Below are 17,552 nucleotides of genomic sequence, written 5' to 3'. Positions count from 1 at the left end.
ACGAGAGGACTGTCCCGTCACGAGGCGCCGGTACGATGGAAGCCCGGTAGAGCCAGGGCTTCTTCAGCCAAAGCGATCGTCCAGAGATTGGAAATCCGTCAGGCCGACGCTTTGGCTGTATTCCTGATAAGTCACCATGGCCGATTGCCGCGCCTTGGGCGTGCCATCTCGCATGAGAACCGAAAGGGTGTCCTGGATCGCCCTGACTGCTGAAAACAGTGTCGATACGGCATAGAATACGACCTGAAAACCCATCTGCCCCAGATGGTCTGCCGTCAGTTCGGTTGTCTCGTTGCCATCGACGATGCTCACCACCTTCGGTCCTTCGACATGCCTGGCGACGGTCTCAATGTCACGGATGGATTTGATGCCGTCGACGAAGACAAGATCGGCGCCCGCGTCGCGATACATGTTCGCCCGGCGAATAGCCTCTTCGGCTCCAGAAGCGGGCAGGGCGTCGGTGCGCGCAATGATCAGAAGCTTGCCGGAATCGCGTGCCGCAAGGGCGCATTTCAACCGGCGGACATTCTCTTCGGCCGCGATCAGCTTAATGCCGGCCAGTTGGCCACAGCGCTTGGGCTGCTGCTGGTCTTCAAGGTGAATGGCCGCAACGCCGGCCTGCATATACTCCCTGACGGTACGGTCGATATTGGCCGGGCCACCGTAACCCGTGTCGGCATCCGCAATGATGGGTATCGAGACCACCCGCGCCATATTGCGGGCATGGGTCGTCATTTCCGTCTGGCTCATCAGGCCGAGATCGGGCAGGCCAAGATGACTGGCTGTTGCCCCAAATCCGGTCATATAGACTGCGGGAAAACCCGCCTGCTCCACCAAACGGGCTGTCAGTGGGTCGGGCGCGCCCGGTGCCATGACGATTTCGCCTCTGGAAATCAGGGCTTTCAAGCTGTCCGCGGGGTGCATATCGGTCTCCATGGCATGGGTCGGTGGTCAGGCGGAAATATCGACAGGAGCGCCGGGCGGGCCGAGATGCCCTTCCTGGATGGCTTTGATGTAGACCTCTCGCGTTCGGCCGACATGGCGCGACAAGGCCGTCTCGAGGGTGGGAAAGTCTTTCGCGGCGATCATGTCCGCCATGGCCCGGTGCTCGGTGAAGGACTCCCGCCGGCGCTCGTCATAGGCTGCGGTGATATTGGCACGCAGCGCTGCAATACGGCCGGCGACAAGGCTGTACGCGTCGCGCAGATAGGAATTGCCGCACAGGTCAAAGGCCAATTGGTGGAATGCGGTGTCGGCTGTCCCGTAGGCAACGCTGTCGCCTCGCGCGAGCGCCGCCTCCATATCCTGAAGGATTTGCGTCATACTGGACTGATAGGCTGCCGGCGCATGGCCGACGGCCGCCTTGATGCCCTGAAGCTCCAGCATGAGCCGGTAATCGCAGATTTCGCCGATATCCGCGACATTGGTCTCGAAAACGAACGAACCGCGTTTTGAGCGAACGACGACAAGGCCTTCCTTCGACAGGATCGCCATGCAATCGCGGATCGGGGTGCGGCTGATGCCCAATTGCCGCGCCAGCTTTTCCTCCGAGATGTTCTCACCCAGACGCAACTGTCCGGTGACGATCGCCTCACGCAACTGTGCGGCTGCAATCTCTGCCAAGGAATGCGGTTGCGCAATTTTTCTCATGTCATCCGTCCCTTTTTCAGGCGCATCACGGCCGGAACAGCCCAGACGACACATACAAGCAGGGCAAGGCCGGCAGCAATCGGTCTCTCGACAAAGACCAGGGGAGCGCCGTCCGCCTTGATCAACGATGTCACCAGGTTCCGCTCCACCAGCGGCCCCATCACCAGTCCGAGGATCAAGGGGGCCACAGGGAAGCCGTTCTCTTCCATGAGATAGGCAAACAGGCCGAGCACCAACATGATGATGATGCCCGAGGCGGCCGCATTGATCGAGTAGGCGCCGACAACGCAGAAACCGAGAATGAGCGGGGCGAGCATGAGCTTGGGGACCCGCAGCACCTGCGAGGCCTGGGCGATGGCCAGCAATCCGAACGGCACGATGAGGATATTGGCCAGGAAGAAGGTGACGAAGATGGCCATCACCTCATTGGGTTTGTTGATGAAAACCAGTGGGCCGGGGTTGAGGCCCTTCATGTAGAGGACGCCGATAACGATTGCCGTGATGGAATCGCCCGGGATGCCGAAGACGGTGGCCGGAACGTAGGCACCCGACAGGGCGGAGTTGTTGGCCGAACAGGCATCCACCAGGCTTTCTTCCGAACCCTTGCCATAAAGCTCCGGCTGTTTCGAAAAGCGCTTGGAGACTGCGTAGGAAATCCATGATGCGATGTCGGAGCCCGCACCCGGCAGGATGCCGACCGTCGTGCCGATCACCGATCCCCTGAACAGGTTGGCCTTGTAGCGCCAGAGAACGGCTGCAAGCCCATCGAACATGCGAAACGGATTGCCCACCGGCGCGGCAGGAGGAGTTCGTTCGCGGTTGACGAAGGTTCTCACCAGCTCAGGAATGGCGAACACCCCAATCAGCGCCGGCACGAAGGCCACGCCGTCGAGAAGCGTGGCAAAGCCGAAAGTGAACCGCGGATGCCCGATCGTGGTGTCCATTCCGACCGTCGCAATCATCAACCCGAACAGCAATGACATCAGCGATTTCAACAACGAACCGGAGCCAAGCATGACGGCGGCGGACAGGCCGAGCAATGCCAGCCAGAAATACTCGAAAGAGGTGAAGTTGAGCGACACCTCGGCCAGTTGCGGTGCTGCCAGCATCAGAACCGCGGACCCGAACAGTCCGCCGATCGCCGATGCGACCACGGAGATGCCGAGTGCCCGTCCGACGCGCCCCTGGAGGGTCAGGGCGTTGAGGTCTCCGATGTAGGCCGCCGAGGCGGCTGTGCCGGGAATGCGGATGAGGGCGGCTGGAATATCTGAGGCAAAGATCGCCATGGCCGCTGTCGTGACAATGGCCGCGATGGCGGGGACCGGCTCCATGAAAAAGGTGATCGGGACGAGAATGGCGGTCGCCATCGTGGCCGACAATCCGGGGACCGCTCCGACAAACAAACCGAATGCGGAACAACTGACCATCACGATCACCATGTTCCAGTTGAACACCAGCGAGATGACGGTATCGAAATCGGCGTACATCACAGCAGCCCCTTCACAAAGCCGGACGGCAAGGGAACATAAAGAAGGCGCGTCATGACCAGATGCACCGTCAGCACGAAGATGGCGGAGACCGCGATCCATCTGGCTCTGTGCAGACCTGCTGCGTAGAACAGCGCCGACAGCAGCAGCGTGCCCCCGACCGGGAAGCCGACGGTCTCGAACGTGACGCCCAGAAGCAGGGTGCCGAACACCGCCACGGCAACACAGGCGACACGCGAGCCAATGCGCCAGCCCTCATGGATGCAGACGAGTTCATCCCTGGATATTCTCCGGCCCTGCCAGACAAGCAGGAGGCCGCCCAGGGCGCACAGGCCGCCGAGCAATGTCGGGAATGTCGAGGGGCCGATCATCTGCCCTGGCATCGCCGGAAAACTCTGTGCCTGCCAAAGAACCCAGCCGCCGAAGGCGATCAACAGCAAGCCGATGAGCGAGTCGTGAAGTTTCATGAAAACCCCTCCGCAATGGTGAGGCCCGCCTGCGCAAGCAGGCGGGCCTTCCATGCATTACTTGGCGAGACCGACCGATTTCAGCGTGTCACCGAGAGTGGCATCCGATTTTTCCATGAAGCGTCCGAACTTCTCGCCAGGCGTCCATTGCGTCGCATATCCGCGCTCCTTCATGAAGGAGAGGTAGGTGGGGTCACTGACGACCTCCTCGACCGCTTCGCTCAGCTTGATGGTCACATCGGCCGGGAGGCCGGCAGGTGCGACGATGCCGCGCCAGGACCCCATGGCAAAGGCATGTCCTGAGGCCTCTTCAAAGGTTGGGACATCGGGATATTTCTCAAGGCGGGTCGCTGAGAATACCGCCAGGGGCTTGATGCGCCCGGCCTGCATCAATGCCTCGCCTTCCGGCATCGATGCCGTTGCGATGACGACGCCGCCCGCCGCCAGGTCCTGCAGGCCGGGAGCGGCACCTTCGGATGGCACCCACGCCACCCGATCGACCGGCAGTCCTGCAGCCGCCAGCATGCCGGCGAGCGCGAGATGATTGACACCACCCTGTGCCGAACCTGACGCCTTGAGTTCGCGGTCTGCTGCTGCGGAGAGAGCCTTCAGCAATGCCTGCATGTCCTTGTATTGACTATCGGCGCGTACGAAAACGGCTGCAGGATCGGAGTTGTAGAGCCCGATGGGCGTATAGGCCTTGTAGTCCAGCGCGGTCAGCCCCAGGTGGTGCATGGTGCCGATTTCCAGCGTGGCAATGCCGATCGTGCTGCCATCGGGGGCGGCCTCGGCAATGGCGGAATGACCGACGACACCCGAGCCGCCCGTGCGGTTGACGACGGGAACCGGCACGCCCAGTTGTTTCTGAAGCAGGTTGGCGATCATTCGCGCGGTGGCGTCCGTTCCACCGCCCGCGCCCCAGGGCACGATCATCGTAACCGCGCCTGCGGGCCATTCAGCGAAGGCGGGAGCGGAACAGAGGCTGCCGATAGCAAGGCCTGCTGCAAGAGCCAGGGCGTGGCGACGTTTGATAGACATGATTTCTCCTCCTTGGGTTTGTGGCAGTCGCGTTCATCCTCCTGAACGCGTTTTCTTCAGTCGAAGACCTTTCCGGGATTAAGCAGTCCCTTGGGGTCCAGGCAGGACTTCAATCGACGCATCAGGTCGATTTCGACCGGGCTGCGGCTGTAGCCGAGATAGGGCTTTTTCAACGTGCCGATGCCGTGTTCCGCTGAAACAGTGCCGCCAAGTTCACGGACGATCCTGTATACGACCTCGCTGACGGCGGGCAGCGGCTGGGGCGCCGCGCCCTTGACCCAGGCGACCACATGCAGGTTGCCATCGCCCACATGGCCATAATAAACGGAGCGGCATCCGAGCGCTTCGGTGAGCGCCGTCGATGAACGGCTGGCAAATTCGTCCATGCGCCCGACCGGCAACCCGACGTCAAAGGAAATATGCGGTCCGGCGACCTCGGGATTGGCGAATTCGGCAGCCGCATCGCGCGTTTTCCAGAAGGCCTGGAGATCGGCAACACTGCGCGAAACCGCGCCATCGACGACTGCGCCCTGTTCGAACATGCCCTCCAGCCAAGCCGAAAACCGCCCGCCATCGATCATCTCGTCCAACCCCTGCATCTCGATGAGAACGACATGGCTGCCATTGCCGAGCGACACGGGCGGTCGGGCGCCGGGCACGTGATCGGCATAGAGCGTCCAGTAGTCAGCCCACATCACCTCGAATGCCGAGAGCAACGGCCCCAGAGCCCGTCTTGCACTCTCCAATAATGCAAGAACCTGATCATATCCCGTCACCACACACAGTGCCGCCTGCACGCATCCGGGCTTGGGATGGAGCCGAAGAACCGTCCTCGTGATGACGCCGAGCGTTCCTTCGCTGCCGAGAAACAGCTGCTTCAAATCGTAGCCCGCATTGTTCTTGATCATCCGGTTCATCATCGTGAGGACGGTGCCGTCCATGGTGACGACCTCGAGACCGAGAACGAGATCGCGGGCCATGCCATAACGGATCACGCGATTGCCGCCGGCATTGGTCGAGAGGTTGCCGCCGATTGCACAGGATCCACGCGCGCCGAGATCAAGGGAAAAGAAGAGGCCGGCCTCGTCGGCCGCCTTCTGGATGACCTCCAACGGCGTCCCGGCGCGCGCGGTGATCGTCATGCCAACGGGATCGATGGCCTCGATACCGTGCATCCGTTCCAGCGACAGGGCGATCCCGCCGTCTGGAGGCCGCGCGCCACCACACAAGCCTGTCAGCCCGCCCTGCGGGGTCACCACAACACCCGCGTCATGGCATAGCTTCAGCGCCGTCGCGACATCTTCGGTCGATGCTGGACGGACAACGGCCAGCGGGGCAGCGTTGGGGAGGAAGCTCCAGTCGGTGCGATTGCGCTCTGGGAGATCGTTTCCCGAAAGAACGGCATTTGCACCCAGCGCCTGCCGCAGTTTCGCCAGCAGCTGATCCCCGTTAACCTCTTCCACCGCACCCTCCAATTCCGTGTTGTATGTAACATACAAGAGTATTTTTCTATTTGGCAAGAGCCGATCTTGAGGGCGATGGGGAGGGACAGGGCTTGCGCTCTGCGGATGGATGGGCAGCAGAGTGACAGGGCTCCTGCGCCATGCCGGATGCCTGGAAACCGAAGTGCATGATGCGGACGGATGGTTGCCGTCAGGAGGCTTGTGTCACGGCGCATTGTGTAGCGTCGGCCATGGCCGTGCCTGCCGCACAATGCCGGGATTTCTGTCCGGCCAGCCGCGCTCCAACCCGCCCGGCAACCTGGCGGTCATGCACCGTTCATGGAAGGCGGCGGCGCGGTGGAGTTGCCGATGAACAGCCGCGGGATGAGAACCGTCTCACGGGGGGCCAGCTTGTCGGGCGAGGTCGACTCGATCCGGTCGAGCAGATAGTCGGTGGACACCTGGGCAATCCGTTCGATGTCCTGCAGCACCATGGTCAGTTTCGGCTGGATCACGGCGCTCCAGGGAATGTCGTCGATCGTCGCCAGCGACACGTCCTTCGGGCATGCATAGCCCAGTTCCTGGATGGCCTGTAGCGCCCCCAGCGCCATCATGTTGCTGGCCGCCAAGATGGCGGTAGGCCGGTCGACACGCGTCATCAGCCGCATGGTTTGCTCATAGCTTCCCACATCGCGGTAACGTCCATCCACCACCAGGCTTTCGTCCGCCTCCAGGCCAGCAGCCGCGAGAGCCTCGCGATATCCCTCGATCCGCTCCGCCGCCGTGTAAAGTTGCACCGGACCGGTGATCTGGGCGATGCGCCGATGCCCGAGATTGATCAGGTGGTCCGTGAGCATGCGCGCCGCCATGCGCGTATCGGAGGCAACGTAATCAAGGGCAGCACCGCGAAAGCGGTGGTCCACCATGACGAGCGGCGTCTTGCAGGTGGACAAGCGGCGGCCATAGGCAGCACTGCTGCCATGCGGCGAGATCAGCAGGCCAGCGATCCGCTGGGCGGTGAACTGATCGAGCATTTCGAGCTCGCGCTGCGGATCAGCGTCCGTGTCCGCGACGATCATGAGGTAGCCGCGCTCCAGCGCCCGCCGCTCGACGGCCTTCAGTAGGCGTCCGAAAAAAGGGCTGGAGATATCGCCGACCAGCACGCCGATCATGCGCGAGCGTCCGCGTTTCAGGCTCTGGGCCAACGGATTGGGGCGGTAGCCCAGCAGGTCCGCCGCCTTCCAGACGCGCTGGGCCGTGTCCGGGCTGACACGTTCGGGGCTGGCAAAGGTTAGCGAGACGGTGGAAATGGCGACACCCGCAGTTCGCGCAACATCCTTGATCGTCGCCATACGTCCTCTCGAATTGTTTTGATAAATTGTTCGAATGAGTATTGCTGGAAGATCGTCGGAAAATCAACCGTCTACGTTGTGCATCGACGACGCTTGCGGGATCTGCAGCCGTTTCCGATTAATTTCTCGCCAGGCGTGCTTGACATTCCGGCATCTCCGGTGATTTTCTTCCAATCGTAACGTTTCGATCGATATCGTTGGGAGAGGCGGTCGAGGCACTTTTGGAGGAGGACCAAAAATGTGCAGCTTTAGAAATTCTACCGTGGTGGCACTGGGAATGGGGCTGGCTCTGCTCGGCACCAGTGCCTTCGCTCAGGCCGCCAAGGACATCACCTTGCTGACATGGCTCGGGGGTCCGGACCGGAAGGTTCTCGACACGCTCGTGACAGGCTTTGAAGCCAAGCATCCGGACTTCAAGGTCAAGATCAATGTCGTGACGTCGCAGGGCGATGCCCGTGGCGGCATGCGAACGGCGCTGATGGGCGGAGAAAAGCCCGATCTTGTCACCAATACCTGGCCGGCATTCCGCAAGGAACTGGCCGATGCCGGCATCCTGCGCGACGTGGCGCCCGTCTGGACCGACAAGGGATGGGACAAGGCTCTCGCCAAGACATGGCGCGATATCAGCACGACGGGCGGATCCGTCTACGGCATTCCCTACATCTTCGGTTACCGCAGCGGCATCTGGCACGTGCCGGCCGATCTGCAGAAGATCGGGCTGCAGGCATTCCCCACCTCCTACGATGACTTCCTGGGGACCTTTGATCCGCTGCGCAAGGCAGGATTCGCCGAACCCATCGCCATGCCGGCCAAGGTCTATGCGCATGCCGAGTGGTTCGAGACCTTGCTGATGCGCACCGGCGGGCCGGGACTTGTCACCGATCTCGGCGCGCACAAGGTCGCCTGGACGGATCCGAAGGTGGCTGAGGCGCTGCGCCAGTATGCACGCCTCTTCGCCGCCAATTGCTGTGGTGACAGCAAGCTGATGTATGCCACCCACTGGGACGATGCAGCAGACCGGATCTTCGTTGAACGCAAGGCGAATTTCCTGCAAATCGGCATGTGGATCAATGCGCGCGCCATTTCGCAGTATCACCTGAAGCCCGGCGTGGATTTCGCGCTCGGCAAGTTCCCGGCGCTCGGCCGCGGCTTCGATAATGCATCCATCATTGATGCGAAGGAAATGCTCGCCACAAGCATCGGCAGCAATCCGGACGGCGCTGACATGTTCCTCGACTATGTCCTCAGCCCGGAGGGAGCCAATCTCATAGCCAAGGCCGGCTTCGCGACGCCGAGCTCGAATGTCGATGTATCGATCTATGATCCGGTTGCCGCGGCGTCCGTCCGCTTCGTCAATGAAGGCGAAGTCCGCTTCGTGCTCGGCGACATGCTGCCGGGCAGCCTCGTCGATGAATACCGGCTTGCCCTGCAACAGTTCATCGGCAATCCGACTGAAGCCAATATTGCCCCGACCCTCGCGCGGATCGAGGCAGCGGCAGCTCGAGCCTACTGATGCGTGGCGCTCACACAAGGATCGAAAAACCAGGTGCGCCGCCGGCGCGCTTGGGATCGCACGATCCTCAGCAGAGGCGGCCGGGGCTGAAGCTGCCGGAATCGGCCACCGCGTTCCTGTTGCTCACGCCCGTCATCCTTCTCTTCGGCCTCTCGGTCATCTATCCGGTCATCGAGACGCTGCGCGTCAGTTTCTGGGAGATCCGCGGGCTCGGCCGGCCGCACTTCGTCGGTTTCGACAATTATCTTCGACTGTTCAGTGACCCCGTCTTTCTCGGAACGCTTTGGACGACGCTCGTCTTTACGGTCGGCGTCACCGTCGTCGCCGTCAGTATCGGCTGGACCGTCGCTCTTCTGTGCGCCTTTGCCCCGCGCCAGACGTCCATTTTTCGGCTGATGATCTTTGCCACCTTCGGTATTTCCGAGGCGGTCGCGGGCTATATCTGGATCGGCATCTTTCGTCCGGGCGACGCCGGCCTCTTGAACGGCCTGCTTTCGGCAATCGGATTGGGAGACCTGGCCCAGCCCTGGCTTGGTGGTGCGCACTCCGCATTGATCGCACTGATCGTCACCGCCTCGTGGAGCGCCGTCGGACTGCCCCTTCTTCTGAGCTTTGCTTCCGTGCAGGCTATTCCGCGCTCGATCCTGGAAGCGGCCTATATGGACGGTGCCAAGCCGCTCGCGATGATGTGGCATATCATGATGCCACTGTCCCTGCCGGGCGCTCGGGTAGCCATCTTTTTGACGCTTCTCAGTTCGCTGCGCGCCTTCGACATCGTCTTCGTTCTGACGGCCGGCGGCCCCGCGCGGGCAACCGAGACCGTGGGCTTTTTCATGTACCGGGAATCGATGACGCAATTCAATCTCGGCTATGGCGCCGCAGCAACCATCATCCTGCTGATCGGTGTGCTGCTCGTCTCGACCCCCGCCATTGCGCAGCGAACGAGTGGAGCCAAATGATGGCCGGTCGCGCACCCCGATGGATCATTCTCGTCGTCGGCTTCATCGGCTGCCTGTGGATCGTCCCCATCATTGGTATCGTAGCCACTTCCCTGCAGACGACCGACTCGATTGCCCGGGGCTGGTGGCACTTCGGCGAGAACCAGTTTTCCTTGCAGGCCTGGTACACGGTCTGGCAGACCTATCCGCTCGCCGGAAGTCTGTGGGTCTCGGCCAAGATCACGCTTACCGCTACGATCCTCACCATGATCACGGCACCTGCCGCCGCCTACACCTTCCATTATCTGCGCTTCCCGATGCGGCGTCTGTGGCTGATCATCATCATCAACGCCTTCGTCCTGCCGCAACAGGTGGTGATCATCCCGTTGTTCCAGCTCTGGCGCGATGTCGGCCTGCTCGACAACATGGCGGCAGTCGTGATCCCCTTCGTCGGGCTGAGCTATGCCTGGGCCGTCTTCCTGGTGAAATCCTTCCTCGAGGACTTCCCCAAGGAGTTGATCGAGGCGGCAAAGATCGACGGATGTGGCCCGATCCGCACCTTCACGCAGGTCGTGCTGCCGAACCTGATCTCGCCAATCGCGGCCTGCGGCATTCTGCAGTTCCTCTGGTGCTGGAACACGCTACTGCTGCCGATGCTGTTCTTGCGCAGCGACATCTCGCTCACCGTGCTGCTTGCGCGGATTGCCGGGACCTATGATCCCAACCTTGATCAGCAGGCGGTGGCGGCCATCGTGACCGCGGTGATCCCCCTTTCCATCTTTCTTCTATTCCAGAAGCAGTTCGCTGCCGGCAACCGCGTGTCCAGCGGCGGCAAGGAGTGATGCTCTTCTGCTTCATTATGGAGAACACACATGGCTCACGTTGAGCTCAAAGATGTCAGCAAGCGCTACGGCAGCGTCGAAGTGATCCGCGACCTCAACCTGGTGGTCGAAGACGGCAGCTTCACGGTTCTTGTGGGGCCCTCGGGCTGCGGCAAGTCAACTCTGCTGCGGATGGTCGCCGGTCTCGAAGCGATCTCGGACGGAACGCTGGAGATCGCCGGTATGCGCGCGAACGATCTCGATCCCGTTGCCCGCGGAGTCGCCATGGTCTTCCAGAATTATGCGCTCTACCCGCACATGACCGTTGCCCGCAATATCGGCTTTGCCCTGAAGATCGCCGGGCACGACAAGACCGAGGTGGAGACGCGCGTGCGCCAGGCCGCCGATGTTCTGCAGATCGGTCATCTGCTTGATCGCAAGCCGGCCAATCTCTCCGGCGGGCAGCGGCAGCGGGTTGCCATCGGCCGGGCCATCGTGCGCAATCCTCAGGTGTTTCTGTTCGACGAGCCTCTGTCGAACCTCGATGCCGAATTGCGGGTGTCGATGCGCGTCGAACTTGCCCGCCTGCACCAGAGGCTGAAGGCGACCATGCTCTATGTCACCCACGATCAGACGGAGGCGATGACGCTCGCCGACAAGATCGTCGTCATGCGTGACGGCAGGATCGAGCAGACGGGCACGCCGGAACAACTCTACAGCGACCCCGACAACCTCTTCGTGGCCGGCTTCATCGGAAGCCCGCGGATGAACTTCCTGTCCGGCGAGGCAGGGCAGGGGGAGGTGCATCTGGCGCCGGGCATCATGCTGCCTTGCTCTTCCACTCTGGCGGGGCCTGTCACCATCGGTATCCGCCCTGAGCACATGGCCCCGCGGGGAGGGCAAAAGCACCGCCTTCCGGTCACCATCGACATGATCGAGTATCTGGGCGGTACCCGCTACCTCTACGGTCGTCTGGCAAACGATACGCCGGTCGCCGTCGAGGCGCGCGATCAGCCCGGGATCTGCGCCGGCGAGCAGATCGATGTCACCTTCGACGATCGCAGCGTGATGCTCTTCGATGCATCCGGGAAGCGGGTCCGGTCCGCTTCTCCCATCCCTTCTTGAGATAAAGGCAGAACATGTCGAACATACTTTGGTACCAGCGCGAAGCCTGGGTGGACTGGACGCGCGCCTTGCCCGTTGGAAACGGCCGTCTCGGCGCCATGGTCTTCGGGAGCAGCCGCAAGGAAAAGATCCAGCTCAACGAAGACACGTTGTGGACAGGATCGCCCTACAGCGCCGCCAATAAGGGGGCTTACCACCACCTGCCGGCGTTGCGCGAGCTTATGTTCGCCGGACGTTATGCCGACGCGGAACGGCTTGCCGACGCGCGGATGATGTCGCGGCCACGCACGCAGATGACCTACCAGCCCGCGGGATGGGTGTTCATTGAAACCCGCCACAGGCCCGACCGCGACACGTTCAAGAGGTGGCTTGATCTGGAAACCGCCATCGCGTCTGTGGATTACCGGCACCAGGGGATCCACTACAAGCGCGAGACCTTCGCGTCCGCGCCGGACAACGTCATCGGCACGCGCATGTGGACGCAGGGTGGCGAAGCGTTCAACACCGATATCAGCTTCGACATCGAGCAGACCGTGTCTCCGGTCATCGACGCGGAGCAGGGCGAGATCACCTGCCGCGGCCGCAATCGCGGCGAATTCGGCGTGCCGGCCGGACTGGATTGGGTGGTCCGGGTCAAGGTTCTGCCGGATGGCGGCACGATGGAAGCCTATGACGGGGGCTTGAGGCTCACCGGCGTGCGCGGCGTTACCCTGTGGATCGACGTCGGAACGAGCTTCAGGCGCTTCGACGACGTTTCGGGCGATCCCGTGAGCGCGACCGCCGGTCGGATCCAGGCCGTGACGGCCAAGGGTTGGGAGGCCGTCCGGGCCGATCATGTGGCGGACTACAAGCGCCTTTACGACCGGTTCTCGATCGAGTTCGGCCCCGGCAAGGTGGAACTGCCGACCGACAAGCGGGTCGCCGCGCCCGACAAGGAAGCGGATCCTGCACTGGCGGCGCTCTATGTGCAATTTGGCCGCTACCTGATGATCAGTTCGTCGCGACCGGGCACGCAACCGGCCAATCTGCAGGGGATCTGGAATGCCGAATTCCGGCCGCCGTGGAACTCGAAATACACAGTCAACATCAACACCGAGATGAACTACTGGCTGCCGGACCCGACGAATCTTGCCGAGTGTTTCGAGCCGCTGATCGCGATGCTGGAAGACCTGACCGAAACCGGCGCCGAGATTGCCCGGGAACACTACGGCGCGCGGGGATGGGTGCTTCATCACAATACCGACCTGTGGCGGGCTGCCGGTCCGATGGATGCAGCCGACCCGGGACTGTGGCCCATGGGCGGGGTCTGGCTTTCCTGTCAGCTTTGGGACCACTGCGTCTATGCCGGTCGGCCCAAGGAACTTGTGGAAAGAGTGTACCCGATCATCCGTGGAGCAGCCGAGTTCCTGCTGGATTTCCTCACGCCGTTACCGGGCACCGAAGCACTGGTGACCGTGCCGACCAATTCGCCGGAAAACATACATCCCTTCGGTGTCAGCCTCTCGGTGGGTGCCGCGATGGACAACCAGCTGGGACGCGATCTTTTCGATGCGATCCTTTCGGCGGATATGGAGACTGATGCACGTTTCCTGGACAGGGTGCGAGAAGCACGGGCGCGTCTCCTGCCCGACCGCATTGGTCAGGCCGGCCAGTTGCAGGAATGGCTGGAAGACTGGGACATGGATGTCTCCGAAATGGACCATCGCCATGTCTCGCACCTCTATGCCGTCTATCCAGGGCTCTCCATCGATACCCTCACGACGCCTGAACTCTCGGCCGCTGCCAAACATTCGCTCGATATCCGCGGCGATAACGCAACGGGATGGGGGATCGGCTGGCGCATCTGCCTGTGGGCACGTCTGGGGGATGGCGAGCGGGCGTGGTCCATCCTGAAGACGCAGCTTTCGCCAGCACGAACCTACGCCAACCTCTTCGATGCGCATCCCCCCTTCCAGATCGATGGCAACTTTGGCGGCGCGGCCGGCATCTGCGAAATGCTGGCCCACAGTCGCGCCGGCGAGGTCCGCCTTCTTCCGGCACTGCCAAAGGCCCTGTCGACGGGAAAGGTTTCAGGCCTGCGGCTGCGGGGCGGGATCGAACTCGACATGGAGTGGGTGGATGGAAGCGTTCTTGTCGCAAGGCTCAAGTCGGACGCGACGCAAACGATCCTGTTGCGCAACGGCGATCAGACATCACGTCCCATCCTCCACGCCGGTCAATGGACCATCGTGACCTGAGACGCGGCTGGATGGCCGTTCGGGGCCGTATTCAGAACTGTCCGCTTCGTCGCAGGTGCGAGGGAAGCGGACAGACCGCAGAAAGCATGCGGATTTGCGCTGACGCTGCCTTTGTCGAACAGGCGTGCATCCAGCCCGCGCCTATAGCTGCGCCCTGAAGACATCCGGCATTGACCAGTTTGGCTCGTGGCCCAGAAGCTTTTGCAGGAAACCTGCAGGGAAGCTGCGATTTTCCGCAGAATTTTCCTTGAAGGACCACCAACTGCGAAGGTCGTCGACGCTCGGGCTGATGTCGACATCGAGATTGAACTCCTGCTTCATCGCGGCGGCGTGGATCGACAGGCAGAACATCGTCGATGCATAGCCTTCAGGCCAGAAGGCGCCTGCCGATCCCTTTTGGCGGGTTGGTTCGCCAGTTCTCGCAATCGGCAGGTCGGAGATCAGTTCGCGCAGCATCAGGCAAGCGGCGAATTCGAAGAACGCGCGGCGTTTTGCCTTGTCGCGTGGGTTCTGCCGGTCGATCGCCTCCAGCCAGCGGACGAAGACGTCCGCCAGCCTCTCGTCATCAATCGCAAAGGCGCAGCCGAGGTGCTGGCCTGCGGCCTCCACATGCGCATGGAAAGCCAGCTTGAACCAACGAAAGCGGCGCACGGCAAGGCGTAGTGGTTGGTTGGTCGGCGGCAGTGCTACGCGAAGCAGGGGCATATCAGACATTGGCGGCATACCGTTCAAAGAGCTTTCGCAAGGCAGCGAGGTCGCGTTTGGCGGAGGCTTGCAGGATGCTGTCCGCCAGGGCCCGCGAGAGTTCGCAGGCAGAGACAAGCGCCATGTCATGATCGGCGTCGGAGCGGTCAGCCAGCAGCCACAAGAGCACGGCGAACGTCGCCAGGACGTCCACATCGCCGGCTCCATGTCGGACTTCGGCCGTCACAGGCTCAGCGCGGACCACCTTGAGATCAAGCATTGCCAGCATGAGAATGGCGGAACAAGCCTCCGATGTCTGTTCCGGCGATGTGGCTTGGCGCATGCGCTGGAAGGCTGCCCTGGCCGCCGCCTCGCTGATGAAGGCATTGCTGGCGTGCAGATGCCGCACGGCCTTCTTCAAGGCTTCATAAGCAACGACGGCAAAGGGTGCATCCCCCTGAGGATGGGCGCGGAATTCGGCAAAGGGCGTGGCCGGCGACGTGGCCGAGGGCAGCACTTTGCCTGCGATCCTTGAGGCCATGCCGTCAAGTCCGCGCGCAAGATCATCCATATCGCCCAGCAGCGTCCTGGCAAGACGTGCCGCCGGCTCGGGCAGGTTCTCCATGGCGCTGACATCCTTGAGGGATTTGCGACCGCTTCGCAACACGTGGCGCACCCCGCGGAGCACCTCCCTCAGCGTTGTCGAATCCGGACGGATGGGCATCAGATTCACAGCCATTACTCCCCTTCCCGAGAGCCTTCTTATACCGCGGTGAGTGCCGGCACGAAAGCCTCCAGACCCTGACGGCGGCGTGCCGAGCGGATGAATTCGAGGGTTTGCGCGTAATCCCTGACACCCGCCTGGCTCCCAAGCCCGGTGGCGTTCTGTGCGGACGAGGCTTGCGCCAACTCGACACATTGTTCGGCTGACAGGCCCTTGACGAGCCCGGTCGCGAAGCCGCCATTGAAGCAGTCTCCGCAGCCGCAGGTGCACTTTACATCCACCTCGAAAGCCGGAGTATGGAACTCCTGCCCGTCACGGCTGCAGTAATAGGCGCCGTTCGCGCCGAGCGTTAGCACAATGCAGCCTGCGCCGCGCTCCAACAGGAAATGCGCGAGATCACGATTGTCGCTGAGGCCGGACAGGGCTTGCGCCTCTTCTTCCGATGGGAGGAAATAATCCGTGTAGGGCAGGAGTTGCTCGACTTTCGGCAGGTCCGCCGCTGTCGAGGCGAACACGTCAAGGGTGGTGATGACGCCCCGCCGTTTTGCCTCGGTCATGATTTCGCGCGTGCGGCCCGTATCGTCCATGCGGTTCATCAGGCCGACACCGCCGACATGCAGGATGCGCGTATCGAGCAGGTCCTCCGTCTGGCTATCGTTGATGAAAAAGCCATCCGTTGCACCGCGCTTGTGGAGCGCAGGCCTTGCGCCATCCGGACGCGTTGTGACGATGGAGGAGGACGTGGAGAAGTCCGGGCATCGTGCCATCAGATGGGTGTCGATGCCGAAGGAGTGCAGTTTCATCAGCACCCAATCACCCATGTCGTCCTCGCCTACGCCGCCAGCGGCCTGCACGCGAAGGCCGTGTTTCGCCGCGACGATGGAGGCGGAACCCGCCGCACCGGAAACGGCCAGCGTGAAGTCTTCGACGAAATAGGTGCCGCCGCCCGGCGCAATCTGGCTGACCGGCCGGCAGAGCGCGTCGAACGTGTAGAAGCCCATGCAGGAATAGTCGAAGCGGGGAGTCATGCGGACCTCCGGATGCGGTCGCCGGTCTCGGAGAAGAAATAGAGACGGGAGAGATCGAAGCCGATGGTGATCGATGTGTCGATCGCGGCGCGGAAGTCGCGTGCAGCCTTGATTTCGACGGCACGTTTGCCGGTCTGGACGGTGAGATAGGTGGTATCGCCGGTCGGTTCGACGCCGTAGACCAGCCCCTGCAGGTGCGCCCCGCCCACCGTGCAATCCTCTGGACGGATGCCGAGCGTTACGCGTCCGCTGACATTTTCGGGGCATGGCACCGTGACCCCCTCACTGCGGAAGATGCCATCGTGGGCTTCCCCATCCAGAAGATTCATCGGGGGCGAGCCGATGAAACCGGCGACGAAGGTGTTGGCCGGATCGGAATAGATCTCGTCTGGCGTGCCGACCTGCTGGATGACGCCGCGGTTCATGATGACGATCCGGTCTGCCAGCGTCATCGCCTCGATCTGGTCATGCGTCACGTAGACGGTGGTGACCTTCAGGTGGCGCTGCATATGCTTGATCTGCACCCGCATGCTGGCGCGCAGCTTCGCATCCAGGTTGGAAAGCGGCTCGTCCATCAGGAAGACCTGCGGTTCGCGCACCACGGCGCGCGCGAGCGCTGCTCGTTGCCTCTGACCGCCCGATAGCGCGCCCGGCTTGCGCTCCAGAAACGCCCCGAGCTCCACCATGTCGGCGGCGCGTCGGATCAGCCGGTCGTGCTGGTCCGCCGGCACCTTGCGCATGCGCAAGGGGAACCGGATGTTGTCGTAGATCGTCATGTTGGGATAAAGCGCATAGCCTTGGAAAACCATGGCGACGTCGCGATCCCGGGCGTCGATCTCGTTGACCACCTCGCCGCCGATGACGATCTGACCGTCGGTCGGATGCTCCAGACCGGCGATCATGCGCATGGTCGTGGTCTTGCCGCAACCGGACGGGCCGAGCAGCACGAGAAATTCCTCGTCTGCGATGTCAAGCGACATGTTCTCGACACCGATGAAGGAGCCAAAGCGCTTGACGATGTTGTTGAGTTGAATGGAAGCCATGGT

Annotated in this window: 16 protein-coding genes; 5 read left to right on the top strand and 11 right to left on the bottom strand. The window is 62.1% G+C overall.

Going from position 1 to position 17,552, the window contains the following annotated elements; translation table 11 throughout:
• Positions 1–63 precede the first annotated feature (63 nt).
• The 7 genes from G6N78_RS20260 to G6N78_RS20230 form a co-directional block, all read right to left on the bottom strand.
• Positions 64–924 carry an isocitrate lyase/PEP mutase family protein gene (locus G6N78_RS20260; protein WP_165223120.1) on the bottom strand — a complete coding sequence of 287 codons (861 nt, stop codon included), beginning with the start codon at positions 922–924 and terminating at the stop codon, positions 64–66.
• A 27-nt stretch (positions 925–951) separates the two neighbouring features.
• Entirely contained in the window at positions 952–1,650 is a 699-nt protein-coding gene (locus tag G6N78_RS20255) for a GntR family transcriptional regulator (protein ID WP_165223118.1), read from the bottom strand.
• On the bottom strand, positions 1,647–3,137 hold the full coding sequence (locus tag G6N78_RS20250; RefSeq protein WP_165223116.1) for a tripartite tricarboxylate transporter permease: 1,491 nt from the start codon (positions 3,135–3,137) through the stop codon (positions 1,647–1,649). The genes G6N78_RS20255 and G6N78_RS20250 overlap by 4 nt, the downstream gene beginning before the upstream one ends.
• Complete coding sequence (locus G6N78_RS20245; protein WP_165223114.1) at positions 3,137–3,604, bottom strand: tripartite tricarboxylate transporter TctB family protein; 468 nt, start codon at positions 3,602–3,604, stop codon at positions 3,137–3,139. Before G6N78_RS20245 ends, G6N78_RS20250 begins: the two co-directional genes overlap by 1 nt.
• A gap of 57 nt (positions 3,605–3,661) precedes the next feature.
• Positions 3,662–4,642: a Bug family tripartite tricarboxylate transporter substrate binding protein gene (locus G6N78_RS20240; protein ID WP_165223112.1), complete on the bottom strand. Its 981-nt coding sequence runs from the start codon at positions 4,640–4,642 to the stop codon at positions 3,662–3,664.
• Positions 4,643–4,698: 56 nt separating this feature from the next.
• A complete protein-coding gene (locus G6N78_RS20235) occupies positions 4,699–6,141 on the bottom strand; it encodes an FAD-binding oxidoreductase (RefSeq protein WP_234906057.1) in 1,443 nt (480 codons plus the stop codon).
• Between the two features lie 269 nt (positions 6,142–6,410).
• A complete protein-coding gene (locus G6N78_RS20230; RefSeq protein ID WP_165223110.1) occupies positions 6,411–7,436 on the bottom strand; it encodes a LacI family DNA-binding transcriptional regulator in 1,026 nt (341 codons plus the stop codon).
• Positions 7,437–7,674: 238 nt separating this feature from the next.
• Between G6N78_RS20230 and G6N78_RS20225 the strand changes: the two genes are divergently transcribed.
• The 5 genes from G6N78_RS20225 to G6N78_RS20205 are packed head-to-tail and all read left to right on the top strand — an operon-like array spanning position 7,675 to position 14,070.
• Positions 7,675–8,949 carry an ABC transporter substrate-binding protein gene (locus tag G6N78_RS20225; protein WP_165223108.1) on the top strand — a complete coding sequence of 425 codons (1,275 nt, stop codon included), beginning with the start codon at positions 7,675–7,677 and terminating at the stop codon, positions 8,947–8,949.
• Positions 8,949–9,908, top strand: coding sequence for a carbohydrate ABC transporter permease (locus G6N78_RS20220; protein WP_165223104.1), 960 nt, complete (start codon positions 8,949–8,951; stop codon positions 9,906–9,908). Before G6N78_RS20225 ends, G6N78_RS20220 begins: the two co-directional genes overlap by 1 nt.
• The gene (locus G6N78_RS20215; protein ID WP_165223101.1) at positions 9,908–10,729 is read left to right on the top strand and encodes a carbohydrate ABC transporter permease; all 822 of its coding nucleotides are present in this window, start codon (positions 9,908–9,910) and stop codon (positions 10,727–10,729) included. Before G6N78_RS20220 ends, G6N78_RS20215 begins: the two co-directional genes overlap by 1 nt.
• 30 nt (positions 10,730–10,759) lie before the next feature.
• Complete coding sequence (locus G6N78_RS20210) at positions 10,760–11,833, top strand: ABC transporter ATP-binding protein (protein ID WP_165223098.1); 1,074 nt, start codon at positions 10,760–10,762, stop codon at positions 11,831–11,833.
• 14 nt (positions 11,834–11,847) lie between these two features.
• Positions 11,848–14,070 (top strand): glycoside hydrolase family 95 protein, encoded by a 2,223-nt coding sequence (locus G6N78_RS20205; protein ID WP_165223095.1) that lies wholly within the window; start codon positions 11,848–11,850, stop codon positions 14,068–14,070.
• 141 nt (positions 14,071–14,211) lie between these two features.
• Here G6N78_RS20205 and G6N78_RS20200 read toward each other — a convergent pair whose 3' ends face one another.
• Genes G6N78_RS20200 through G6N78_RS20185 form a run of 4 tightly spaced genes read right to left on the bottom strand, consistent with a single transcriptional unit; the run spans position 14,212 to position 17,549 of the window.
• Complete coding sequence (locus tag G6N78_RS20200; protein WP_165223092.1) at positions 14,212–14,784, bottom strand: hypothetical protein; 573 nt, start codon at positions 14,782–14,784, stop codon at positions 14,212–14,214.
• Positions 14,777–15,493 carry a hypothetical protein gene (locus G6N78_RS20195; RefSeq protein WP_165223089.1) on the bottom strand — a complete coding sequence of 239 codons (717 nt, stop codon included), beginning with the start codon at positions 15,491–15,493 and terminating at the stop codon, positions 14,777–14,779. Before G6N78_RS20195 ends, G6N78_RS20200 begins: the two co-directional genes overlap by 8 nt.
• 23 nt (positions 15,494–15,516) lie before the next feature.
• Positions 15,517–16,506 carry a carbohydrate kinase family protein gene (locus G6N78_RS20190; RefSeq protein WP_165223086.1) on the bottom strand — a complete coding sequence of 330 codons (990 nt, stop codon included), beginning with the start codon at positions 16,504–16,506 and terminating at the stop codon, positions 15,517–15,519.
• Positions 16,503–17,549: an ABC transporter ATP-binding protein gene (locus G6N78_RS20185; RefSeq protein WP_165223083.1), complete on the bottom strand. Its 1,047-nt coding sequence runs from the start codon at positions 17,547–17,549 to the stop codon at positions 16,503–16,505. Before G6N78_RS20185 ends, G6N78_RS20190 begins: the two co-directional genes overlap by 4 nt.
• Positions 17,550–17,552: the final 3 nt, after the last annotated feature.

Origin of the sequence: Allorhizobium pseudoryzae (assembly GCF_011046245.1) — a bacterium.
In the GTDB taxonomy this organism is placed as follows: Bacteria; Pseudomonadota; Alphaproteobacteria; order Rhizobiales; family Rhizobiaceae; genus Neorhizobium; species Neorhizobium pseudoryzae.
Note: the sequence above shows the minus strand (reverse complement) of the source record. Positions and strands in the feature narration are given on the sequence as shown.

Excerpts from the sequence above, each read along its gene's own strand:
- G6N78_RS20245 (WP_165223114.1), bottom strand. The coding sequence starts at position 3,604 with ATGAAACTTCACGACTCGCTCATCGGCTTGCTGTTGATCGCCTTCGGC.
- G6N78_RS20185 (WP_165223083.1), bottom strand. The coding sequence starts at position 17,549 with ATGGCTTCCATTCAACTCAACAACATCGTCAAGCGCTTTGGCTCCTTC.
- G6N78_RS20250 (WP_165223116.1), bottom strand. The coding sequence starts at position 3,137 with ATGTACGCCGATTTCGATACCGTCATCTCGCTGGTGTTCAACTGGAAC.
- G6N78_RS20205 (WP_165223095.1), top strand. The coding sequence starts at position 11,848 with ATGTCGAACATACTTTGGTACCAGCGCGAAGCCTGGGTGGACTGGACG.
- G6N78_RS20230 (WP_165223110.1), bottom strand. The coding sequence starts at position 7,436 with ATGGCGACGATCAAGGATGTTGCGCGAACTGCGGGTGTCGCCATTTCC.
- G6N78_RS20195 (WP_165223089.1), bottom strand. The coding sequence starts at position 15,493 with ATGGCTGTGAATCTGATGCCCATCCGTCCGGATTCGACAACGCTGAGG.
- G6N78_RS20215 (WP_165223101.1), top strand. The coding sequence starts at position 9,908 with ATGGCCGGTCGCGCACCCCGATGGATCATTCTCGTCGTCGGCTTCATC.
- G6N78_RS20260 (WP_165223120.1), bottom strand. The coding sequence starts at position 924 with ATGCACCCCGCGGACAGCTTGAAAGCCCTGATTTCCAGAGGCGAAATC.
- G6N78_RS20220 (WP_165223104.1), top strand. The coding sequence starts at position 8,949 with ATGCGTGGCGCTCACACAAGGATCGAAAAACCAGGTGCGCCGCCGGCG.
- G6N78_RS20225 (WP_165223108.1), top strand. The coding sequence starts at position 7,675 with ATGTGCAGCTTTAGAAATTCTACCGTGGTGGCACTGGGAATGGGGCTG.
- G6N78_RS20210 (WP_165223098.1), top strand. The coding sequence starts at position 10,760 with ATGGCTCACGTTGAGCTCAAAGATGTCAGCAAGCGCTACGGCAGCGTC.
- G6N78_RS20240 (WP_165223112.1), bottom strand. The coding sequence starts at position 4,642 with ATGTCTATCAAACGTCGCCACGCCCTGGCTCTTGCAGCAGGCCTTGCT.
- G6N78_RS20200 (WP_165223092.1), bottom strand. The coding sequence starts at position 14,784 with ATGTCTGATATGCCCCTGCTTCGCGTAGCACTGCCGCCGACCAACCAA.
- G6N78_RS20255 (WP_165223118.1), bottom strand. The coding sequence starts at position 1,650 with ATGAGAAAAATTGCGCAACCGCATTCCTTGGCAGAGATTGCAGCCGCA.
- G6N78_RS20190 (WP_165223086.1), bottom strand. The coding sequence starts at position 16,506 with ATGACTCCCCGCTTCGACTATTCCTGCATGGGCTTCTACACGTTCGAC.